14 protein-coding genes are annotated in these 18,869 nt (G+C 69.9%); 9 read left to right on the forward strand and 5 right to left on the reverse strand.

Annotation, left to right across the window (positions count from 1 at the left end; translation table 11 throughout):
• Positions 1-212 precede the first annotated feature (212 nt).
• Complete coding sequence (locus MFF06_RS14395; RefSeq protein WP_238205126.1) at positions 213-2,393, reverse strand: lytic transglycosylase domain-containing protein; 2,181 nt, start codon at positions 2,391-2,393, stop codon at positions 213-215.
• 242 nt (positions 2,394-2,635) lie between these two features.
• Between MFF06_RS14395 and dapA the strand changes: the two genes are divergently transcribed.
• From dapA to MFF06_RS14410, 3 genes are all read left to right on the forward strand, one after another.
• On the forward strand, positions 2,636-3,526 hold the full coding sequence (gene dapA, locus MFF06_RS14400) for a 4-hydroxy-tetrahydrodipicolinate synthase (RefSeq protein WP_238204986.1): 891 nt from the start codon (positions 2,636-2,638) through the stop codon (positions 3,524-3,526).
• Between the two features lie 90 nt (positions 3,527-3,616).
• Entirely contained in the window at positions 3,617-4,090 is a 474-nt protein-coding gene (gene smpB, locus MFF06_RS14405; protein WP_238204987.1) for an SsrA-binding protein SmpB, read from the forward strand.
• Between the two features lie 55 nt (positions 4,091-4,145).
• Complete coding sequence (locus MFF06_RS14410) at positions 4,146-4,718, forward strand: peroxiredoxin (RefSeq protein ID WP_238204988.1); 573 nt, start codon at positions 4,146-4,148, stop codon at positions 4,716-4,718.
• A gap of 43 nt (positions 4,719-4,761) precedes the next feature.
• On the opposite strand, the gene MFF06_RS14415 is transcribed toward MFF06_RS14410, so the two are convergent.
• From MFF06_RS14415 to rpoZ, 3 genes are all read right to left on the reverse strand, one after another.
• The gene (locus MFF06_RS14415) at positions 4,762-5,397 is read right to left on the reverse strand and encodes a LabA-like NYN domain-containing protein (RefSeq protein ID WP_238204989.1); all 636 of its coding nucleotides are present in this window, start codon (positions 5,395-5,397) and stop codon (positions 4,762-4,764) included.
• 535 nt (positions 5,398-5,932) lie between these two features.
• Entirely contained in the window at positions 5,933-8,155 is a 2,223-nt protein-coding gene (locus MFF06_RS14420; protein ID WP_238205127.1) for a RelA/SpoT family protein, read from the reverse strand.
• A 250-nt stretch (positions 8,156-8,405) separates the two neighbouring features.
• A complete protein-coding gene (gene rpoZ / locus MFF06_RS14425) occupies positions 8,406-8,816 on the reverse strand; it encodes a DNA-directed RNA polymerase subunit omega (RefSeq protein ID WP_238204990.1) in 411 nt (136 codons plus the stop codon).
• A 425-nt stretch (positions 8,817-9,241) separates the two neighbouring features.
• Here rpoZ and rpoN point away from each other — a divergent pair, with 425 nt between their 5' ends.
• The 5 genes from rpoN to MFF06_RS14450 all read left to right on the forward strand — a co-directional run bounded on the left by rpoN (position 9,242) and on the right by MFF06_RS14450 (position 16,384).
• Complete coding sequence (gene rpoN / locus MFF06_RS14430) at positions 9,242-10,813, forward strand: RNA polymerase factor sigma-54 (protein ID WP_238204991.1); 1,572 nt, start codon at positions 9,242-9,244, stop codon at positions 10,811-10,813.
• 48 nt (positions 10,814-10,861) lie between these two features.
• Positions 10,862-12,232 (forward strand): bifunctional UDP-N-acetylglucosamine diphosphorylase/glucosamine-1-phosphate N-acetyltransferase GlmU, encoded by a 1,371-nt coding sequence (gene glmU / locus MFF06_RS14435; protein WP_238204993.1) that lies wholly within the window; start codon positions 10,862-10,864, stop codon positions 12,230-12,232.
• Positions 12,233-12,270: 38 nt separating this feature from the next.
• Positions 12,271-13,056 (forward strand): aldolase, encoded by a 786-nt coding sequence (locus tag MFF06_RS14440; RefSeq protein ID WP_238204995.1) that lies wholly within the window; start codon positions 12,271-12,273, stop codon positions 13,054-13,056.
• A gap of 519 nt (positions 13,057-13,575) precedes the next feature.
• Positions 13,576-15,402, forward strand: a complete 1,827-nt coding sequence (gene glmS, locus MFF06_RS14445; RefSeq protein WP_238204997.1) for a glutamine--fructose-6-phosphate transaminase (isomerizing) — start codon at positions 13,576-13,578, stop codon at positions 15,400-15,402.
• Positions 15,403-15,532: 130 nt separating this feature from the next.
• A complete protein-coding gene (locus MFF06_RS14450; RefSeq protein ID WP_238205007.1) occupies positions 15,533-16,384 on the forward strand; it encodes a collagen-like domain-containing protein in 852 nt (283 codons plus the stop codon).
• Positions 16,385-16,419: 35 nt separating this feature from the next.
• Here the strand turns inward: MFF06_RS14450 and MFF06_RS14455 are convergent, their stop codons facing one another.
• On the reverse strand, positions 16,420-17,637 hold the full coding sequence (locus MFF06_RS14455; protein WP_238205009.1) for a TIGR03862 family flavoprotein: 1,218 nt from the start codon (positions 17,635-17,637) through the stop codon (positions 16,420-16,422).
• Positions 17,638-17,827: 190 nt separating this feature from the next.
• Here MFF06_RS14455 and MFF06_RS14460 point away from each other — a divergent pair, with 190 nt between their 5' ends.
• A complete protein-coding gene (locus tag MFF06_RS14460; protein WP_238205011.1) occupies positions 17,828-18,859 on the forward strand; it encodes a TerC family protein in 1,032 nt (343 codons plus the stop codon).
• Positions 18,860-18,869 lie beyond the last annotated feature (10 nt).

Genomic DNA, 18,869 nt, shown 5'->3' on the forward strand with positions numbered 1-18,869 from the left:
TCATGCGTGCCTGCACTAGCGAATTGTTCTTGCATCAATTTTTCCAATCCCGGCTGACGTCGCCGACTGGATCGATGCACGTGGCTGCTACGCCGGCGTCATTGCGAGCGCAGCGAAGCAATCGAGGGATGCGCATCGTGTGGAGGCGTCCCGCTTCCCTGGATTGCTTCGCTGCGCTCGCAATGACGGATAAAGCGCGGTGAGGAGAGACGCTACTTCGCGCCCCGGCGCAAATCGCCATCGATCAGCAGGGCGCTGCGGCTGTCGAGGCGGGTCCGGTAGACCTGCAGGTTCTCCATCACCCGCTGGACGTAGTTGCGCGTCTCGGTGAAGGGGATGCGCTCCACCCAGTCGATCACGTCGACGTCGCCCTTGCGCGGGTCGCCGTAGGCGTCGATCCACTTCTTCACGTTGCCGCCGCCGGCATTGTACGAGGCGAAGGCGAGGACGTAGGAGCCGCGCCAATCCTCCATCAGCTCGCCGAGATGGGCTTGGCCCAGCTTGGCGCAGAAGGCCGGATCGCTCGTGAGGCGGTCGGGGTCGAAGGCGGTGGAGACGCGCTTGGCCGTGCGCAGGGCGGTCGCCGGCATCATCTGCATGAGGCCCCTGGCGCCGGCGCCGGAGCGGGCCTTCGGATCGAACTGACTTTCCTGCCGCGCGATGGCGTAGACCATCGCCCGCTCCACCTGTGGCACGGCGGTGAAGGTGTCGTAGGACGGGATGCCGATGGTCGGGAAGGCATGGGCGTCGAGGGGCAGGCCCCGGTGCAGGGCGAGCTTGCCGACGGCGACCAGGGCGCGGGCGTCCTTGGTCTCCGTCGCGACGTCGCCGAGAGCCTGGACCTCCCGGGCGTCGGTGAGGGCGCGCGCCGAATCGATGAAGAGCGGTAGGGCGAGGTCGGCGAGGCCGGCCTGTTCGAGCAGGCGCAGGGCGCGGACGGAGAGCCTGTCGTCGAAGGTCTGCCGCTCGGCCCCATCGAGCACGGGCACGGCCCGGAGGGGCAGGCTGGTCTGCCCCAGCTTGGCGCGGGCGACCTGCCCGTAATAGGCGATGGGCTGCGCCGCCGCCTTCTCGTAGAAGCGCCGCGCCTCGTCCGCCCGGCCCGACGCCTCGGCGGCCCGGCCTTGCCAATAGGCGCCGCGCGCCAGGGAATTCGGCCCCTCGGCCAGGGCGGCCACCCGCGCGAAATGCCCCGCCGCCCTGTCCGGCTCGTTGAGGAAGCGCAGGGCGATCCAGCCCGCATGGAACTCCGCCTCGATCCGCTTCTCCGGGCTGCGGGCGGCATGGCCCGCCACCACCGCGTAGGCGGTCTTGGCATCGCCCGCATCGAGGAGCTTGCGCGCGACGATCCGGCGCTCGACCCACCACTCGTCGCCATCGACCAGCACGTCGGGGTTGGTGGGAGCGGTGGCCAGCACGGCCGCCGCCTCGGCCGCCTTGTCAGCCCGGCGGAAGAACTGCGCGCGGGAGAAGATGTAGGAGGCGTCGTTGCGGAGCGACGGCGGCACGGCAGCGAGCGCCGAGGCGGCGCCGGAACTCTTATCCTCCACGGCCCGGCGGGCGCGCACGAGGCTGGCATAGCCGCCGCCGGCATAGCCCGCCGCCCGGCCGGCGGTCTCCCAATCCTCGCGCAGGAGCGCCCGCTCCATGCGGTAGCGGTGGTCGATGCGGGTGAGCAGGTCGGGGAAGGCGTCCTGCACCTTCGCTTCGAGGTTGCGCCCGAACGTCTCCGTCCGCCACAGGTCGCGCACGAGGTCGGCGGCGTCCGATTCGAGCCCGTCGGCGCGCAGCGCCAGGGCGAGGGCGAACTTGCCCGGCGCGCTCGTGGGCCTCGCTCCGGCGAAGAAGGCGCGGACCGTGGCGGGCGCCTTGCGCTCGCTGAGCAGGGTCTCCTCAGCCCGACGGCGCAGCAGCGGGCCGCCGGGCCAATCAGGGTTGGCGCGGGTGAAGGCCACCGTCCGCTCGAAGCCGATCCCGGCGCCAGCGCGGATCGCCACCCATTCGAGGAGGGCGCGGGCCGCCTTGTCGGTGAAGCCGTCGGCCATCCGGTCGGCGTCGGAGACCTGCCCCTTGCGGTAGAGGTCGATTGCGCCGCGCAGCAGGGTCAGATCGGTCTCGCCTGCCGCCTTGGGCCGGGCGAGGTCGGGCACCTCCGGCACGGGGGCGGCGGGTGTGAGCCCCGCATCCGGCAGGGGGAAGGCGATGGGCGCGTCCGGATCGGCCGAAGCGTAGGCCGAGGCGGCGGCGGGCTTGCGCTCCACGTCCTCGGCGTGGGTGGTGTCGGTCTTCAGCCCGTCTCCGGCGAGGTCGGTGGCGTCCTGCCGGGTCGGCGCGGCGGCCGCCTCTGGCGTGGCATCCATCGCCCGCGCGAGGGGTGCGGGGGCGGTGCCCATCGCGACGGCGAGGGCGGCGAAACGTGCGGACTTCCAGGCGACGGCTCGGATCACGACCCCACCCTCCTCATGGCCGCAGGGCGAAGGAGACAGGGTGCGCGATGACTGATTAAGGCCCCGTTAGTCCTGTTCGGGATCCGTTTGCGCGAGGCCGCGCGAACCCCTATGTCTTCGCGCTCGCGCCGATACGGCGCAGCTACGCGGCGGCGAGACGACCGCCTGGATCCCCTGGGATGCCCGAGATGACCGAGACGACGGCCCGCTTGCGGGGCTCGCTGACCGCCCTGGTGACGCCGTTCCGCGACGGCGCCTTCGACGAGCAGGCCTTCCGAAAGTTCGTGCGCTGGCAGATCGAGCAGGGCAGCCACGGGCTCGTCCCCACCGGTACCACCGGTGAGAGCCCGACCCTGACCCATGCCGAGCACGACCGGGTCGTCGAGGCCTGCATCGACGAGGCGGGCGGACGTGTGCCGGTGATCGCGGGCGCGGGGTCGAATTCCACCGCCGAGGCCGTCGAGCGGGCGCAGCACGCCGAAAAGGCCGGCGCCGATGCCGTGCTCGTGGTGACGCCCTACTACAACAAGCCGACTCAAGGGGGCCTCTACGCCCACTTCAAGGCGGTGAACGATGCGATCGGCATCCCGATTATCATCTACAACATCCCGCCGCGTTCCGTCATCGACATGAGCGTCGAGACGATGGCCCGGCTCTTCGAGTTGAAGAACATCGTCGGCGTGAAGGACGCGACCGCGAAGATCGATCGCGTCAGCCAGCAACGACAGGCCATGGGGGAGAGCTTCATCCAGCTTTCGGGCGAAGATGCGACGGCGCTCGGCTACAATGCCCAGGGCGGCCACGGCTGCATCTCGGTGGTCGCCAATGTCGCGCCCCGCCTGTGTGCCGACCTGCAGGAGGCCTCCCTCTCGGGCGATTTCGCCAAGGCGCTGACGATCCAGGACAAGCTCTACCCGCTCCAGTCGGGCCTCTTCGCCGAGGCGAATCCCGGCCCGGTGAAGTATGCCCTCTCGCGCCTCGGCCACATGGGCGAAGACCTGCGCCTGCCCCTCGTCGCCATCTCGGACGACACGCGCCGGATCGTCGACGACGCCCTGCGCCACGCGGGCCTGCTCTGATCCCCGACCCGAAACCGCGTCGCCCGGCCCGGCATCCATGCCGGCGGGCGGCGCGTTGAGGCGGAGCGAACGAGGAAAGACGGATACGACATGGCGCCGAAGACGGAGCCCGGGCGGAAGGTGGTGGCGGACAACAGGTCCGCACGCTACCACTACGCCATCGAGGACACGCTGGAAGCGGGCATCGCCCTGACCGGCACCGAGGTGAAGTCCCTGCGCGGCGGCAAGGCGACGATCGGCGAATCGTATGCCGGCCCCTCCGGCAACGATCTCATGCTCTTCAACGCCTACATCCCAGAATATCTCGAGGCGAACCGCTTCAACCACGACACCAAGCGGCCCCGCCGCCTGCTGCTGCATCGCCGCCAGATCGACAAGCTGATCGGCGCCACCCAGCGCCAGGGCTACACCGTGATCCCGCTGAAGATCTACTTCAACGAGCGGGGCCGCGCGAAGGTCGAACTCGGCCTCGGCAAGGGCAAGCAGGCCCACGACAAGCGCGAGGCCGTCAAGGAGCGCGACTGGAAGCGCGACCAAGCCCGCCTTCTGCGCGACCGGGGATGATCCGACCGGCGGACCCACGCGTTGGCCGGTGCGGTGTCTGAGGGGGAGGACGGGAATGAGCGTCGATCTCGCGAGCCTGCCGGCGGATCTGCCGGCCCCGCAGGACGATGGCGGCGCGGATCACCTGCGCGGCGCCCGCGTGCCCGACGTCGCCCTGCGGGCCACGGACGGCAGCACGGTGTCCCTGGCCAAGCTGAAGGGCCGGACGGTGGTCTACGCCTATCCCCGCACCGGTGAGCCCGGGAAGGCGCCCCTCGTCGACGATTGGGATGCGATCCCCGGGGCGCGGGGCTGCACGCCCCAGTCCTGCGACTTCCGCGATCACTTCCAGGCGTTGAAGGCGCTCGGCGTCGGGCAGGTCCACGGTCTCTCGACGCAGACCCGGGAGTACCAGCAGGAGGCGGCCACCCGCCTGCACCTGCCCTTCACGCTGCTCTCCGACTCGCACCGCGCCCTGGCCATGGCGGCGCGGCTCCCGACCTTGGAGGCCGGCGGTGAAACCCTGCTGAAGCGGCTGACCCTCGTGATCGACGACGGGGTCGTGACGCAGGTCTTCTATCCGGTCTTCCCGCCGGACCAGAGCGCCCGGCAGGTCATCGCGTGGCTGGAGTCGCAGGCGCGGGCTTGACCGTCCTCGTCACCGCTTCGCTCGCGATGGCGACGAGGGGCTTCTATTCCTCGTCCGGCTCCGGCTGGCGGATGCCGTAGCGGTTCTCCAAGGTCGGACGGCTGTCGGCGCGGTAGCGCGTGGGCGTCTCGGACGTGGCGCGCGCCGGGCGCTCGCTCGGCTCGCGGCCGATGCGGGCAGAGAGGCTCGACAGGTCGAGGAACTCGTCCGCTTGGCGGCGCAGCTCGTCCGCGATCATGGAGGGCTGCGTCTGGATGGTGGAGATCACCGTCACGCGCACGCCCCGGCGCTGCATGGCCTCCACCAGAGAACGGAAGTCGCCGTCGCCGGAAAACAGGACCATGTGGTCGATCCGGGGCGCGAGTTCGAGCGCATCGATGGCGAGCTCGATGTCCATGTTGCCCTTGAACCGGCGGCGCCCGGCCGAATCCGTAAATTCCCGCACCGGCTTCGTCACCACACGGTAGCCGTTATAGTCCAGCCAATCGATCAACGGGCGGATCGAGGAGTATTCCTGATCCTCGATCATGGCAGTGTAGTAAAAGGCGCGGATCAAGTTCTCTCGCGACTGGAAGTCCTTGAGGAGCTTCTTGTAGTCGATATCGAAGCCGAGGGCCTTGGTGGTCGCATACAGGTTGGCGCCATCGATGAAGATGGCGCACCGTTGGTTCGATTGCATCGAGTGTTTCCGCAGAACAAAGAACTAATGAATGTGATCGCCTGTTGCACGCCGCCATAAAAGGCAGCGGGGCAAGAAACATTGTTCACAATCGAAATAGTCGAAAAGGTGAGCGCCCTGTGGCGTTCAATTCGGGAGGATCGTTGAGCAGGTTCGCAGTGTCAAGGCCAGGGGCCTTCGCGCCGTATTTTTAGTCAATGAAGATCAATCTCTGCGCATCAAGAGTTCACGCAACCTTGAGTAAACGTTGTTTCATGTCCGAAAAATCCCGGGCGGCCCGTCGATGTGACCGCTCCTCATCTTGGGAGCGGAGCGCGGCAACCTCGAGCGGCGGCCAGTTGTCCGGCGCGGCTCCTCCACTCGAAGCCGGAGTCGATGACGTCGGCTCACACATCTCCGTCGTTGCGAGCGACAGCGGAGCCATCGAGGGAGGCAGGACACCTCCGAACGGTGCGCCTCCCTATTTGCTTCGCTCCGCTCGCAACGACGACCACGGAGCCATCGACGGGCGTGGCTCAACCCGATCGACGACGCCCTAGCCGTTTACGCGCTGCACGCTGCTGACCGGGCGCTTGCTGCGCAATTCAGCGATGATGGCGGTGAGGTGCTGGAGATCCCAAACCGAGAGATCGAGGGTGATGTCCGTGAAATCCTGGGTCCGGCGCTTCATGGAAATGTTGTCGATGTTGCCGTCATGGTCGGCGATGACTTGCGCGATCTGGGCGAATACGCCGGGCTCGTTGATGGATTGCAGGGAGAGCCGCGCCGGGAAGCGCTCCATCCCCGATGCCTCCGTATCCCATCGCACATCGAGCCAGCGCTCCGGCTCATTATCGAAGGCGGCGAGCGCCGCGGACTGGATCGGATAGACCGTCACGCCCACGCCGGGTGTGAGGATGCCGACGATCCGGTCTCCGGGCACGGCGCCGCCGTTGGGCGCGAAGGTCACGGGCAGGTCGCCCGCCAGCCCCCGGATCGGGATCGCGTCGAGGGCTTCGCCTTCGCTGCCGTTGAAGGTCAGGCGCATGGTCTGGTCGGGCGAGCGGACGAGGCGGCCCGCCCCGGTGGTGCCGGACTGCCCGGCCGAGGGGCGCCGCTCTTCCCGGTGGTCGGGATAGACCGCGCGCACCACGTCGCCGGAGAACATCTCGCCGCGCCCCACCGCCGCGAACACGTCCTCCACCGTCGCGCGGGCGAGGCGGGGCAGGGCGCCGCGCAGCTTGTCCTCCGTGAAGCTCTTGGCCGCGCGCTCGAAGGCCCGCTCCAGGATTTGCTTGCCGAGCCCGGCATATTGGCGCCGGACGGCGGCGCGGGTGGCCCGCCGGATCGCGGCCCGCGCCTTGCCCGTGACGACGAGGGATTCCCAGGCCGCGGGAGGCGAGGCGCCATCCGACCGGCTGATCTCCACCTCGTCGCCGTTGGCGAGTTCGTGCAGCAGCGGCACCATGCGGCCATTGATCTTGGCGCCGACGGCGGTGTTGCCGACATCGGTGTGGACCGCATAGGCGAAGTCGATCGGCGTGGCGCCCCGGGGCAGGGCGATGAGCCGCCCCTTCGGCGTGAAGCAGAACACCTGGTCCTGGAAGAGTTCGAGCTTGGTGTGCTCCAGGAACTCCTCCGGGCTGTCCCCCTCGGCCAGCAGTTCGATGGTCCGACGCAGCCACTGGTAAGCCCCGCTCTCGGTGGCGAGGCGCGGGTGGATGCTGCCCTCGGGCGTCCGGCCGGCGGCATCCTTGTAGTGGGCGTGGGCGGCGATGCCGTACTCGGCGATCTCGTCCATGGCCTGCGTGCGGATCTGCAGCTCGACCCGCTGGCTCTTCGGCCCGATCACGGTGGTGTGGATCGAGCGGTAGTCGTTTTGCTTCGGGGTCGAGATGTAGTCCTTGTAGCGGCCCGGCACCATCGGCCAGCTCGTGTGCACGACGCCCAGCGCCGCGTAGCAATCCTCCAGCCGGTCCACGATGACGCGGAAGCCGAAGATGTCGGACAGTTGCTCGAAGGCGAGGGACTTGCGCTCCATCTTCGACCAGATCGAATAGGGACGCTTCTGCCGCCCTGTGACCTCCGCCCGGATGCCCCGGGCCGAGAGCTTCTCCGTCAGCACCTGCTCGATGTCCTCGACCATCCGGCCGGATTTCGCGGTGAGGCGGGTCAGGCGCTCGGTGATCGTCGCGTAGATCTCGGGTTCGAGGAAGCGGAAGCCCAGATCCTCCAATTCCTCGCGCAGCTCCTGCATGCCCATGCGGGCCGCCAGCGGCGCGTAGATGTCGAGCGTCTCCTGGGCGATGCGGCGACGCTTGTCGTCGCGCATGTGCTCCAGCGTCCGCATGTTGTGCAGGCGGTCGGCAAGCTTGACGAGGAGCACCCGCACGTCGGCGGCCACCGCCAGAAGGAGCTTGCGGAAATTCTCGCCCTGCGCGGCCTGCTTGGAAACGAGATCGAGGCGCTTGAGCTTGGTCAGGCCATCGACCAGGGCGCCGATCTCGTCGCCGAAGAGGCGCCGGATCTCGTCGAGGGTGGCCTCCGTGTCCTCCACGGTGTCGTGCAGGACGGCGGCGATGATCGTCGCGTCGTCGAGGTGCAGATCGGTGAGGATCGCCGCGACTTCGAGGGGATGGGCGAAGAACGGATCGCCGGAGGCCCGCTTCTGCGTCCCGTGGGCCTGCATCGCGTAGACATAGGCGCGGTTCAGCAGATCCTCGTTTGCAGCCGGGTTATAGCGTTTGACCCGCTCGACGAGTTGATACTGGCGCATGATCCGCCGGGAAATCGCCGCCTCCTGAACGCTGCTTCACCACCGCCGCGGGGAAATTCTCCCGCAATGCGGCGGCCGACACCAGAGGCAAGGCGCCGCAATCGGCGCGGGTCTGCCATCTTTTTTCCCAAGGCGCGGCAGCGGGGATGGCGGCGCCGGGCGGAAACGAGTCAGGGCAGCGGATCCCGCTGCCCTGCAATGTCGCGCGTCACGCGCTTGGAGGTGGACAGGACGGGGCGATTCGCCCCGCCGGTCACTCGCCCTCGTCGTCGGTCTCGACCGGGGGAGCCAGGTTCTCGAGGCCGCGGAGGAGATCCTCCTCGCTCATGCGGTCGAACTGGACGCCGGCATCGTCGCTCGACGACTGAGGGGCCACGGCGGCGGCGGCGGGGGAGCTCGACAGCAGCGGCACCGCCTCGGCCTCCGGCTCGTCCACCTCGACGTACTTCTGCAGCGAGTGGATCAGCTGCTCCTTCAGGTCCTCGGAGGTGATGGTGCCGTCGCCGATCTCGCGGAGGGCCACGACGGGGTTCTTGTCGCGGTCGCGGTCGACGGTCAGCGGGGCTCCGGCGGCCAGGAGGCGGGCACGGTGGCTCGCCAGGAGCACCAGCTCGAACCGGTTCTCGACCTTTTCGATGCAATCTTCGACGGTGACGCGCGCCATGCCTGACGGCTCCTTCGCGGAACGAACTCTCTCGGGATGCCGGGCGTCTTACACCGGTTGCGGTTTGGCAACAAGCACAGAGGCTTGCAGGGCAGGCCGTCGATCGGCGGACGGCTCCGTCCCGGAGGAGGGCCGGCAAACCTTCGTTAGGGCCTTTCCCGCAATATCGTGAGAGTGTCCGGCGCTCCGCCCCCCTCGGCGGCGCTCCCGCCCCTTGAGGCGGAGACCCGCCCGTGGTTCGATTTGAGCCGTGGGCGCGGGCGAGCGCTCGCCCTGCGGAGCGTACTCCACACACAGGATGAGCGGCACCGGTCCTTTGACGCGGTGCGCCAATCGGTCTAAAGAGATGAAAACTTAGGCGATGCAAGAACCGTGCCGGGGCGGCGCCCCGGTCGTGCCATACAATGTGAGATCCGGGGCCGGTTATGAGTCTGCTGCAAAGGCTCGAGGTGCGTCAGGGCCAGGCCCTGGTCATGACGCCTCAGCTCCTGCAAGCGATCAAACTCCTGCAACTGTCGCACCTCGATCTCGCCGCCTATGTCGAGGCCGAGCTGGAGCGAAACCCGCTGCTGGAGCGTGCCGAGCCCGAGGCGCCGGCCGCGCAGGAGGCGGCCGGGACGGCCGACGAGCCGCGGGGCGGCGAGGAGTTCGACGGGGGCGACGGCGAGTCTTGGTCGGCCCCTGAGCTCGATCCGGGCCGCGGCGAGATCGAAACCGATCTCGACACCCGCCTCGACAACGTCTTCCCGGAGGAGACACCCGTCCGCGTCAGCGAGGGCGAATCGGGCGACATGCTCTCCCTCACCCCGGCGCCCTACGGCAGCACCGGCGGCAGCTTCGATGCGGAGGCGCCGGATTTCGAGGCGACCCTCACTGCCGAAGTGACCCTGCGCGAGCATCTGGCGAGTCAGCTCGACCTCGCCACCCGCGATCCCATCGAGCGGCTGATCGGCGGCTTCCTCATCGATGCCGTCGATGACGCCGGGTATCTGCGCGAGACGGTGGAGGCGGTGGCCGAGCGCCTCGCGGCCGACCCGGCGACGGTCGCCCGGATGCTGGCGCTGGTCCAGACCTTCGACCCGCCGGGCGTCGCCGCCCGCGATCTCGCCGAATGCCTCGCGATCCAGCTGCGCGAAAAGGACCGGTTCGACCCGGCGATGGAGGCCCTGGTCTCCCGCCTCGACCTCGTGGCCAAACGCGACTTCGCCGCCCTGCGCCGCCTTTGCGGCGTGAACGACGAGGACCTCGTGGACATGCTCGCCGAGATCCGGCGGCTCGATCCGAAGCCGGGTCGCGCCTTCGGGTCGAGCGCCGTGGAGGTGCTGGTGCCGGACGTCTTCGTCCGCGCCGCGCCGGACGGGTCCTGGCTGGTGGAGCTCAACGGCGAGGCGCTGCCCCGGGTGCTCGTGAACCAGAGCTATTATGCCCGCGTCTCCCGCAACGCCCGCGCCGATGGCGACAAGGCGTTCCTTTCGGAAGCGCTCCAGAACGCCAACTGGCTGACGCGCAGCCTCGAACAGCGCGCCCGCACCATCCTGAAGGTCGCCACCGAGATCGTGCGCCAGCAGGACGGTTTCTTCGCCCACGGCGTCGCCCACCTGCGCCCCCTGAACCTGAAGACCGTGGCCGAGGCCATCGGGATGCACGAATCGACCGTGTCCCGCGTCACCTCCAACAAGGCCATCGGCACGAGCCGGGGCACGCTGGAGATGAAGTACTTCTTCACCGCCGCCATCCCCGGCGCGGCGGGGGCTGCGGCCCATTCCTCGGAGGCCGTGCGCCACCGGATCAGGCAACTCGTGGACGGCGAGACGGCGGAGAACGTCCTGTCCGACGACGCGCTGGTGCAGAAGCTCCGGGACGAGGGCGTCGACATCGCCCGGCGGACGGTGGCCAAGTACCGCGAATCGCTGCGCATCCCGAGCTCGATCGAGCGTCGCCGCGAGCGGTCCGCGCAGGCCGGTCACGCCCAGGCGCGGGCGGCGGTGCTTGCCTGAGAGGACGGATCGGCCCATGCGTGCCGGCGAACCTGACCGGACCCCGTGATGACCGTCTCCCCGCCGCGCAGCCTCACCGCCATCGTCCTCGCCGCCGGCAAGGGCACGAGGATGCGCTCCGACCTGCCGAAGGTGCTCCACAAGGTGGCCGGGCGGTCCATGCTCGGGCATGTCCTGGCCGCCGTGCAGGCGGCGGGGGCGACGCGGGTCGGCGTCGTTGCCGAGCCGGGCCGGGCCGACGTCGCCGCCGAGATCGAGCGGCAGGCGCCGGGCGCGGGGGTCTTCCCGCAGGTCGAGCGGCTGGGCACGGCCCATGCGGTGCTCGCCGCGAGGGCGCTGCTCTCGGAGGCGGCGGACGACGTCATCGTGGCCTTCGGCGACACGCCCCTCGTGACGCCCGAGACCTTCACCCGCCTGCGCGCGCCCCTCGCCGCCGGGGCCGGCATCGCCGTGCTGGCCTTCGAGACGCAGAGCCCCACCGGCTACGGCCGCGTGCTGACCGAGGGCGAGCGGGTGCTGGCCATCCGTGAGGAGAAGGACGCGACGGAGGCCGAGCGTCGGGTCCGCCTATGCAACGCCGGCTTGATGGCCTTGTCCGGCGTGCACGCCCTCGCCCTCCTCGAGCGGATCGGCAACGACAATGCCGCCGGCGAGTACTACCTCCCCGACGCAGTGTCTCTCGCCGTCGCGGACGGGCTGGCCGTGGCCGTGGTGCCGGTGGACGAGGAGGAGGCGCAGGGCGTCAACGACCGCGTGCAACTCGCCGCCGCCGAGGCCGTGATCCAGGGTCGCCTGCGCCGGGTGGCGCTCCTCGGCGGGGCCACCCTGACGGCGCCCGAGACGGTGTTCTTCAGCCACGACACGGCGCTCGGACGGGACGTGACGGTGGAGCCGCACGTGGTGTTCGGCCCCGGCGTGCGGATCGCGGATGGCTGCACCGTCCGCGCCTACTGCCACCTCACCGAGGTCACGCTGGAGACGGCTGTGAAGATCGGCCCCTTCGTGCGGATGCGTGGCGGCGCGGTGCTGGAATCGGGTGCCGAGATCGGCAACTTCGTGGAGTTGAAGAACGCGCGGATGGGGCCCGGCGCCAAGGCCGCGCACCTCACCTATCTCGGCGATGCCGAGATCGGCGCGAAGGCGAATATCGGCGCAGGCACCATCACCTGCAATTACGACGGCGTGTTCAAGCACCGCACCACCATCGGGGCCGGGGCCTTCATCGGTTCGAATTCGGCCCTCGTCGCGCCGGTGACGGTGGGGGCGAACGCCACGGTCGGCGCGGGATCGGTCATCACCACCGACGTGCCGGACGGGGCGCTGGCCGTCGCCCGTGGCCGCCAGATCGTGAAGGCCGGCTGGGCGGTGCGGATGCGCGCGCAGCTTCTGGCCCTGAAGGAACGGCGTAAGGGCGGTTGAGGCCGAACAGGTCTCGGGGACGAAGGGGGAGTACCACCATGGCCCATGAATTCCGCGTCGTCGAAGGCGGCAAGATCGATCTCGCCTCCCTCGACCGGGAGGCTCTCTGGCAGGCGCGGGTCGACCTCGCGGCCTGTTTCCGCATGGCGGCCCGGTACGGACTGGAAGAAGGGATCTGCAACCACTTCTCGGCCGTGGTGCCGGGGCGCGACGACCTCTTCCTCGTGAACCCGTACGGCCTCGCCTTCTGCGAGGTCACGGCGTCGAGCCTCCTGATCTGCGACTTTCACGGGCGTGTGGTCGAGGGCGAGGGGCAGCCGGAGGCGACGGCCTTCTTCATCCATGCCCGCCTGCACAAGCACCTGCCCCGGGCGCGGGCGGCGTTCCACACCCACATGCCCTACGCCACGGCGCTGAGCATGACCGAGGGCGAGCCGCTCGCCTTCGCCGGCCAGACGTCGCTCAAGTTCTACGGCCGCACGGCGGTGGACGACCGCTACAACGGCCTCGCCCTCGACGAGGCCGAGGGCGACCGCATCGCCGCGACGCTGGGCGACGCCGACATCGTGTTCCTGCGCAACCACGGCGTGATGGTCACCGGGCCGACCATCGCGGAGGCGTGGGACGACCTCTATTACCTGGAGCGGGCCGCCGAGGTGCAGGTGAAGGCCCTCTCCACCGGGCGGAGGCTGCTACCGGTCGATCCCGCCGTGGCCAGGGTGGCGGCCGCACAGATGCGCGAGGGCGATCCCGAGAGCGCCCGGCTCCACCTCGAAAGCATCAAGCGCGTGCTGACGCGGGATGGCGAGGAGTTCGCGGAGTAGAACCGGCACCGACCGAGATGAGACGATTGCGGCCTGCCCGGTCTTCGGAAGTGTCCGCCCGAGAGGGCCATCGTTACCACCGTCTTCGCGAGCGCAGCGAAGCAACCCAGGGATCCCCTCCGTTCGGAAATGGCCCGCCGCCCTGGATTTCTTCGCCCTGCTCGCAAAGACGCGGAGAACGTCGTGAACGGCTGCGGCCTGTCCGGTCAGACACCAAGCATGAGAGCGGTGACAGGACGGCACACCCGTGGCTGTACCCTGCGAAGACACTCTTCGCGGGGGTGCGGGCCGGTTCCGCAGCGGTCTCGCCACGGGCCGGCGGCGCAATACAGGGCTTCGCCTTGGTATCGAGGGTAATGCAACTCATAATTGCTTCACCGAGCCAGCCGAATTGCAGGGGTTCAGCCTCCCTGATCTTTGGGCTGGGACTGGCCGGTGCAATGCGGTAACCTCGTCCCTCTAGGATGCCGTGACAGGTCGGCCTGGCCCTCAGCCGGGCTTGCGAATGGAAGTCGGAACATGTGCGGAATCGTCGGCATCGTCGGGCGTGACGCGGTTGCGGGGCAGGTGGTCGAGGCGCTGCGGCGGCTGGAATACCGGGGATACGACTCCGCGGGCATCGCGACCCTGGAGCACGGCGAGCTGCGCCGCCGCCGGGCCTCGGGCAAGCTCGTCAACCTCGAGGCCAAGCTCGCGGAGCAGCCCCTCACGGGGACGATCGGCATCGGCCATACCCGCTGGGCCACCCACGGCCGCCCGACCGAGGCCAACGCCCACCCGCACGCCACCGCGCGGCTCGCCGTCGTGCACAACGGCATCATCGAGAATTTCCGCGAGCTGAAGGCCGAACTGGAGGCGGACGGCGTCCGCTTCGAGAGCGAGACGGACACGGAGGTCGTCGTCCAGCTCGTGAGCCGCCTGATGGACCGGGGCGCCAAGCCGGTCGAGGCCGTGGCCGCAGCCCTGCCGCGCCTGCGCGGGGCCTTCGCCCTGGGCTTCCTCTTTTCCGGCGAGGACAACCTGCTGATCGGCGCCCGCCACGGCGCGCCGCTCGCCGTCGGCTTCGGCCACGGCGCGACCTATCTCGGCTCCGACGCCCTCGCCCTCGCCCCCTTCACCGACGCCATCGCCTATCTCGACGAGGGCGACTGGGCGATCCTCACCCGCGACGGGGTCGAGTTCCGCGACGCCACGAACGCCGTGGTGGAGCGCACCCGCCAGACCATCGCCACCCAGGCCTTCCGGGTGGACAAGGGCGAGTACCGCCACTTCATGGCCAAGGAGATCCACGAGCAGCCGGAGGTGGTCGGCCGGACGCTCGCCCACTACGTCGACATGGCCGAGGGCCGCGTGGTGCTGCCCGAGGCGCTGCCCTTAGATTTCGCCAACCTCAGCCGCGTCTACATCACCGCCTGCGGCACCGCCTTCTATGCCGGGCTCGTGGCCCGCTACTGGTTCGAGCAGATCGCCCGCCTGCCGGTGGAGATCGATGTGGCCTCCGAGGCGCGCTACCGAGAGGCCCCGCTGGAGAAGAACGGGCTGACGCTGGTCATCTCGCAATCCGGCGAGACCGCCGACACCTTGGCCTCCATGCGCTATGCGAAGGGCCAGGGCCAGCACACGCTGAGCGTCGTCAACGTGCCGACCTCGACCATCGCGCGGGAATCCTCCGTGGTGATGCCGACGCTCGCCGGGCCGGAGATCGGCGTCGCCTCGACGAAGGCGTTCTCCTGCCAGCTCACCGTGCTGCTCTGCCTCGCCATCGCGGCGGGCCGGGCGCGGGGCACCCTCGATGCGGCGGGCGAGCGGCGGCTGATCGACGGGCTGATCAAGGCGCCAGGCCTGATGGCCGAGGCGCTGGCCCACGAACCGGCGATCGAAGGTCTCGCCCGCGAGGTCGCGAAGGCGCGGGACGTGCTCTATCTCGGGCGCGGCACGAGCTACCCGATGGCGCTGGAAGGCGCCCTGAAGCTCAAGGAGATCAGCTACATCCACGCCGAGGGGTACGCGGCGGGGGAGCTGAAGCACGGCCCCATCGCCCTGATCGACGAGAGTGTGCCGGTGATCGTCATCGCGCCCCACGACGCGGTGTTCGAGAAGACCGTCTCGAATATGCAGGAGGTGGCCGCCCGCGGCGGGCGCATCGTGCTGATCGGCGATGCCGAGGGCGCGGCGGAGCACGGGCTCGACACGCTGGCGACCTTCACCATGCCGGCCCTCGACCCCGTGGTGGCGCCGATCGTCTACGCCGTACCGATCCAGCTCCTGGCCTACCACACCGCCGTCACCATGGGGAAAGACGTGGACCAGCCGAGGAACCTCGCCAAGTCCGTCACGGTGGAGTGAGCGGGCGGGCCGGTGCGGCAACGCTGCAATCGCAGGATGCAGAGATGCGTCCGGGTGATTGACCTTCCGAGAACGCTGACGCCAAGGTTCCGCCGCCGTCCGAAGGGGGCGGTGTAACCTTGGGTTGAGCATGCGCTTCGCCACCGTCCTGCCGGTCCTGATGATCGCCGCCGCGGGGGCGGCCGAAGCCCAGCCCGCCCCGGGTGCATCCCCGGCGCGCTCCGCCGCCTCCCGTGCGCAGGGCCGCCGCGTCCAGGCCCCGGCCCAGCCGATCATGGTCTACGACGCCCGGATCGAGGCGGGGGATCTCCGTCTCTCGGGCTCCGTGCGCAAGCCGGGCGCCATCGTGGAGATGGACGGCGACATCTCGATCCAGGCCGATGCCCGCGGGCGCTTCGTCTTCAAGCTGCCCTACCGGCCCTCGACCTGCGTCGTCACCCTTAAGAGTGGCGACGACGAGCGCGAGGCGGTGGTCGCCAACTGCGCGCCGGAGGGGCAGGCCGGTCCCGCCGGGCCGCAGGGCGTTCCGGGCCCCGCGGGCGAGACCGGGCCGAAGGGCGAGGCGGGAGATAAGGGGGAGACTGGCGCCAAGGGCGAAGCGGGCGCCAGGGGCGAAACGGGCGACAAGGGCGACAAGGGCGATGCCGGACCCCAGGGTCCGGCCGGACCTGCGGGGCAGGCCGGGCCGAAGGGCGAGCCGGGTCCCCGGGGTGAACCGGGACCGAAGGGCGAGGCGGGCCCGGCCGGTGCCCGGGGAGCGCCCGGCGTGGCGGGGACGCCGGGCCAGCCCGGGCCGGCGGCCTCGGGCCTGCGCCGCGTTCGCAAGACCGATTGCGCCGGCGGCTGCACCGTGACCTGCGAGGGTGAAGACACCATGGTCGCGGCCCGCTGCCTCGGCTCCGGGACGGTGACCTATGGCGGCGAGGATGCCTCCTGCCCCGATGGTGCGACGGGGATCGTCGGGTTCTGCGCCAAGCCCTGACGCGGCGGGGACCGGCGGCCTAATCTTCAAACGCCTCAGGCCGCCGCCGTCCCGAGCCAAGCCAGCATCCCCTCGGCGGAGGCGCGGCCACCCGCGATGGCGCCCTGGAGGAGGTAGCCGCCGGTCGGTGCCTCCCAGTCCAGCATCTCGCCCGCCAGGAACAGGCCCGGTCGCGCGCGCAGCATCCCGTTCCCGTCGAGGGCGTCGAGGGCGACGCCCCCGGCGGTGGAGATGGCGCGGTCGAGGCCCATCATGCCCGTGACGGTCAGGGGTGTGGCCTTGACGAGGCGGGCGAGGGCGGCGGCGTCCGTGGGAAGGGCGGAGCCGACCGATTCCCGCAGGAGGCCGACCGCCACCGGCGCGAGGCCCCCGGCCTTGCGCAGCCGGGCCGAGAAGGAGTCGCCCGCACGGGACCGGCTCAGGCGCGCCGCGATGGCGGCCTCGTCCACGTCCGGCCGGAGATCGACGACCAGCCGCGCGGAGCCGTTAGCGGCGATCGCCTCGCGCAGGAGCCGCGACAGGGCGTAGACGGCACCGCCCTCGATGCCGTCCCGGGTGATCACGGCCTCGCCGCGCACCGTCTGCCCGGCTGCACGAAGCGCAACCCGCTTCAGCGGCGTCCCGGCATGGCGCTCGCGGAAGACCGGCGACCACGCGACGGCGAAGCCTGCATTGGTGGGGCGAAGGGGCGCGACCGGCACGCCGAGGCCCTCCAGCAGGGGCACCCAGGCCCCGTCCGAGCCGAGGCGCGGCCAGCTCGCCCCGCCGAGGGCCAGGAGCGCGGCGCGGGGACGCACCGTGAGCGGACCGTCGGCCGTGTCGAAGTGGAGGTCGCCGTCGCCGAGGCCCGTCAGGCGGTGCCGGGTCCGGATCGTCACGCCCGAACCTTCGAGCCGCGTGAGCCATGCGCGCAGCAGCGGCGACGCCTTGAAGCTGTCGGGAAACACCCGGCCGCTGGAGCCGACGAAGGTGGGCTGGCCGAGACCCTCGCACCACGCCCGCAGGGCGGTGGGGGGAAAGCGCCCGATGGCCCCCGATAGGCTGCCCTCCGGGTGGTAGCGGGCGAGGAAGGCGGGCAGCGGCTCGCTGTGCGTGAGGTTCAGCCCTCCGCGTCCGGCCATCAGGAACTTCCGGCCGAGACTCGGCATCCGGTCGTAGATCGTGACATGCCGTCCGGCCGAGGCCAGCACTTCGGCGGCGGCGAGCCCCGCCGGGCCGCCGCCGACCACGGCGATGTCGGTCCTGTCCTGCATCCCGCGCAGAGGCGTGCTCCGGGTCCGGTGTGTCAAGCGGGGATAGCGCGGAGCGTCGCCCTTGATTCGCCGTGTTCGCCCACTTACGTCGCGGCCATCGGCTGCGGGCCCCTCTGGCGGGCGCTCCTTGAAGCGCTCGTGATGTCGGAGTCGATGCTTTCCCTTCCGGAAGGATTTTCAGGTCCCGCCTATGGTCGATCTTTTGTATGCCGACTGGCTCGGTAAACCCGTTTGGATGTGGCTGGGCTTCCACGCCCTCATCGCCGCCCTCCTCGCCTTCGATCTCGGTCTTCTCCATCGGGACAAGGAGCACGAGATCGGCGTGAAGGAGAGCCTGCTCCTCACCGCCTTCTACTTCACCCTCGGCGTCGCCTTCGGTGGGTTCATCTGGTGGGAGTTCGGCCGTCAGTCCGGTGAGGAGTACATCACCGGCCTCGTGGTCGAGAAGTCGCTGTCCATGGACAACGTCTTCGTCATCGCCATGATCCTGACGGGGCTCGGCATTCCCCGGGCGGCCCAGCACCGGGTGCTGCTCTGGGGCATCCTGGCGGCGGTCATCCTGCGCGGCCTGATGATCGGCCTCGGCTCTGCCCTCGTCCATCAGGTCCACTGGATCCTGACGCTCTTCGCCGCCTTCCTGATCTATGCGGGCGCCAAGATCCTGTTCTCCGGCGAGGAGGAGCACGGCGATTTCGGCAACAGCCCGACGGTGCGCTGGTTCAAGCGTACGTTCCGGGTCACCCCGGACTTGCACGGCAGCCGCTTCACCGTCCGCCAGACCGATCCGAAGACGGGCCGCAAGGCCCTGTGGTTCACTCCGCTGGCCCTCGCCCTGGTGCTGGTGAACGGCGCCGACGTGATCTTCGCCGTCGACAGCGTTCCGGCCATCTTCGCGATCACCACCGACACCTTCGTGGTCTACACCTCGAACATCTTTGCGATCCTGGGCCTGCGCGCCCTGTACTTCGCCCTCGCGGCGATGGTGGACCGCTTCGCCTACCTGAAGACGGCGCTGGCCTTCATCCTGATCTTCATCGGCCTCAAGATCGTCGTGGCCGACACGTTCGGGCTGTTCGACATCCCGCCGTGGGTCTCCCTCGTCGTCACCCTCGTTCTGCTCACGGGGGGAGTCCTGTACAGCCTGTGGCGCACGCGCGGCCAAGCCGGGGCTGTGCCGGCGCCTCCGCCCGCCGAGCGGCAGGCGAGCGCCCACCGGGTCTGAGGGCGATCCC

The organism is Methylobacterium aerolatum, assembly GCF_022179085.1.
Classification (GTDB): Bacteria; Pseudomonadota; Alphaproteobacteria; order Rhizobiales; family Beijerinckiaceae; genus Methylobacterium; species Methylobacterium aerolatum.

Excerpts from the sequence above, each read along its gene's own strand:
- MFF06_RS14395 (WP_238205126.1), bottom strand. The coding sequence starts at position 2,393 with ATGGGCACCGCCCCCGCACCCCTCGCGCGGGCGATGGATGCCACGCCA.
- dapA (WP_238204986.1), top strand. The coding sequence starts at position 2,636 with ATGACCGAGACGACGGCCCGCTTGCGGGGCTCGCTGACCGCCCTGGTG.
- smpB (WP_238204987.1), top strand. The coding sequence starts at position 3,617 with ATGGCGCCGAAGACGGAGCCCGGGCGGAAGGTGGTGGCGGACAACAGG.
- MFF06_RS14410 (WP_238204988.1), top strand. The coding sequence starts at position 4,146 with ATGAGCGTCGATCTCGCGAGCCTGCCGGCGGATCTGCCGGCCCCGCAG.
- MFF06_RS14415 (WP_238204989.1), bottom strand. The coding sequence starts at position 5,397 with ATGCAATCGAACCAACGGTGCGCCATCTTCATCGATGGCGCCAACCTG.
- rpoZ (WP_238204990.1), bottom strand. The coding sequence starts at position 8,816 with ATGGCGCGCGTCACCGTCGAAGATTGCATCGAAAAGGTCGAGAACCGG.
- rpoN (WP_238204991.1), top strand. The coding sequence starts at position 9,242 with ATGAGTCTGCTGCAAAGGCTCGAGGTGCGTCAGGGCCAGGCCCTGGTC.
- glmU (WP_238204993.1), top strand. The coding sequence starts at position 10,862 with ATGACCGTCTCCCCGCCGCGCAGCCTCACCGCCATCGTCCTCGCCGCC.
- MFF06_RS14440 (WP_238204995.1), top strand. The coding sequence starts at position 12,271 with ATGGCCCATGAATTCCGCGTCGTCGAAGGCGGCAAGATCGATCTCGCC.
- glmS (WP_238204997.1), top strand. The coding sequence starts at position 13,576 with ATGTGCGGAATCGTCGGCATCGTCGGGCGTGACGCGGTTGCGGGGCAG.
- MFF06_RS14450 (WP_238205007.1), top strand. The coding sequence starts at position 15,533 with ATGCGCTTCGCCACCGTCCTGCCGGTCCTGATGATCGCCGCCGCGGGG.
- MFF06_RS14455 (WP_238205009.1), bottom strand. The coding sequence starts at position 17,637 with ATGCAGGACAGGACCGACATCGCCGTGGTCGGCGGCGGCCCGGCGGGG.
- MFF06_RS14460 (WP_238205011.1), top strand. The coding sequence starts at position 17,828 with ATGGTCGATCTTTTGTATGCCGACTGGCTCGGTAAACCCGTTTGGATG.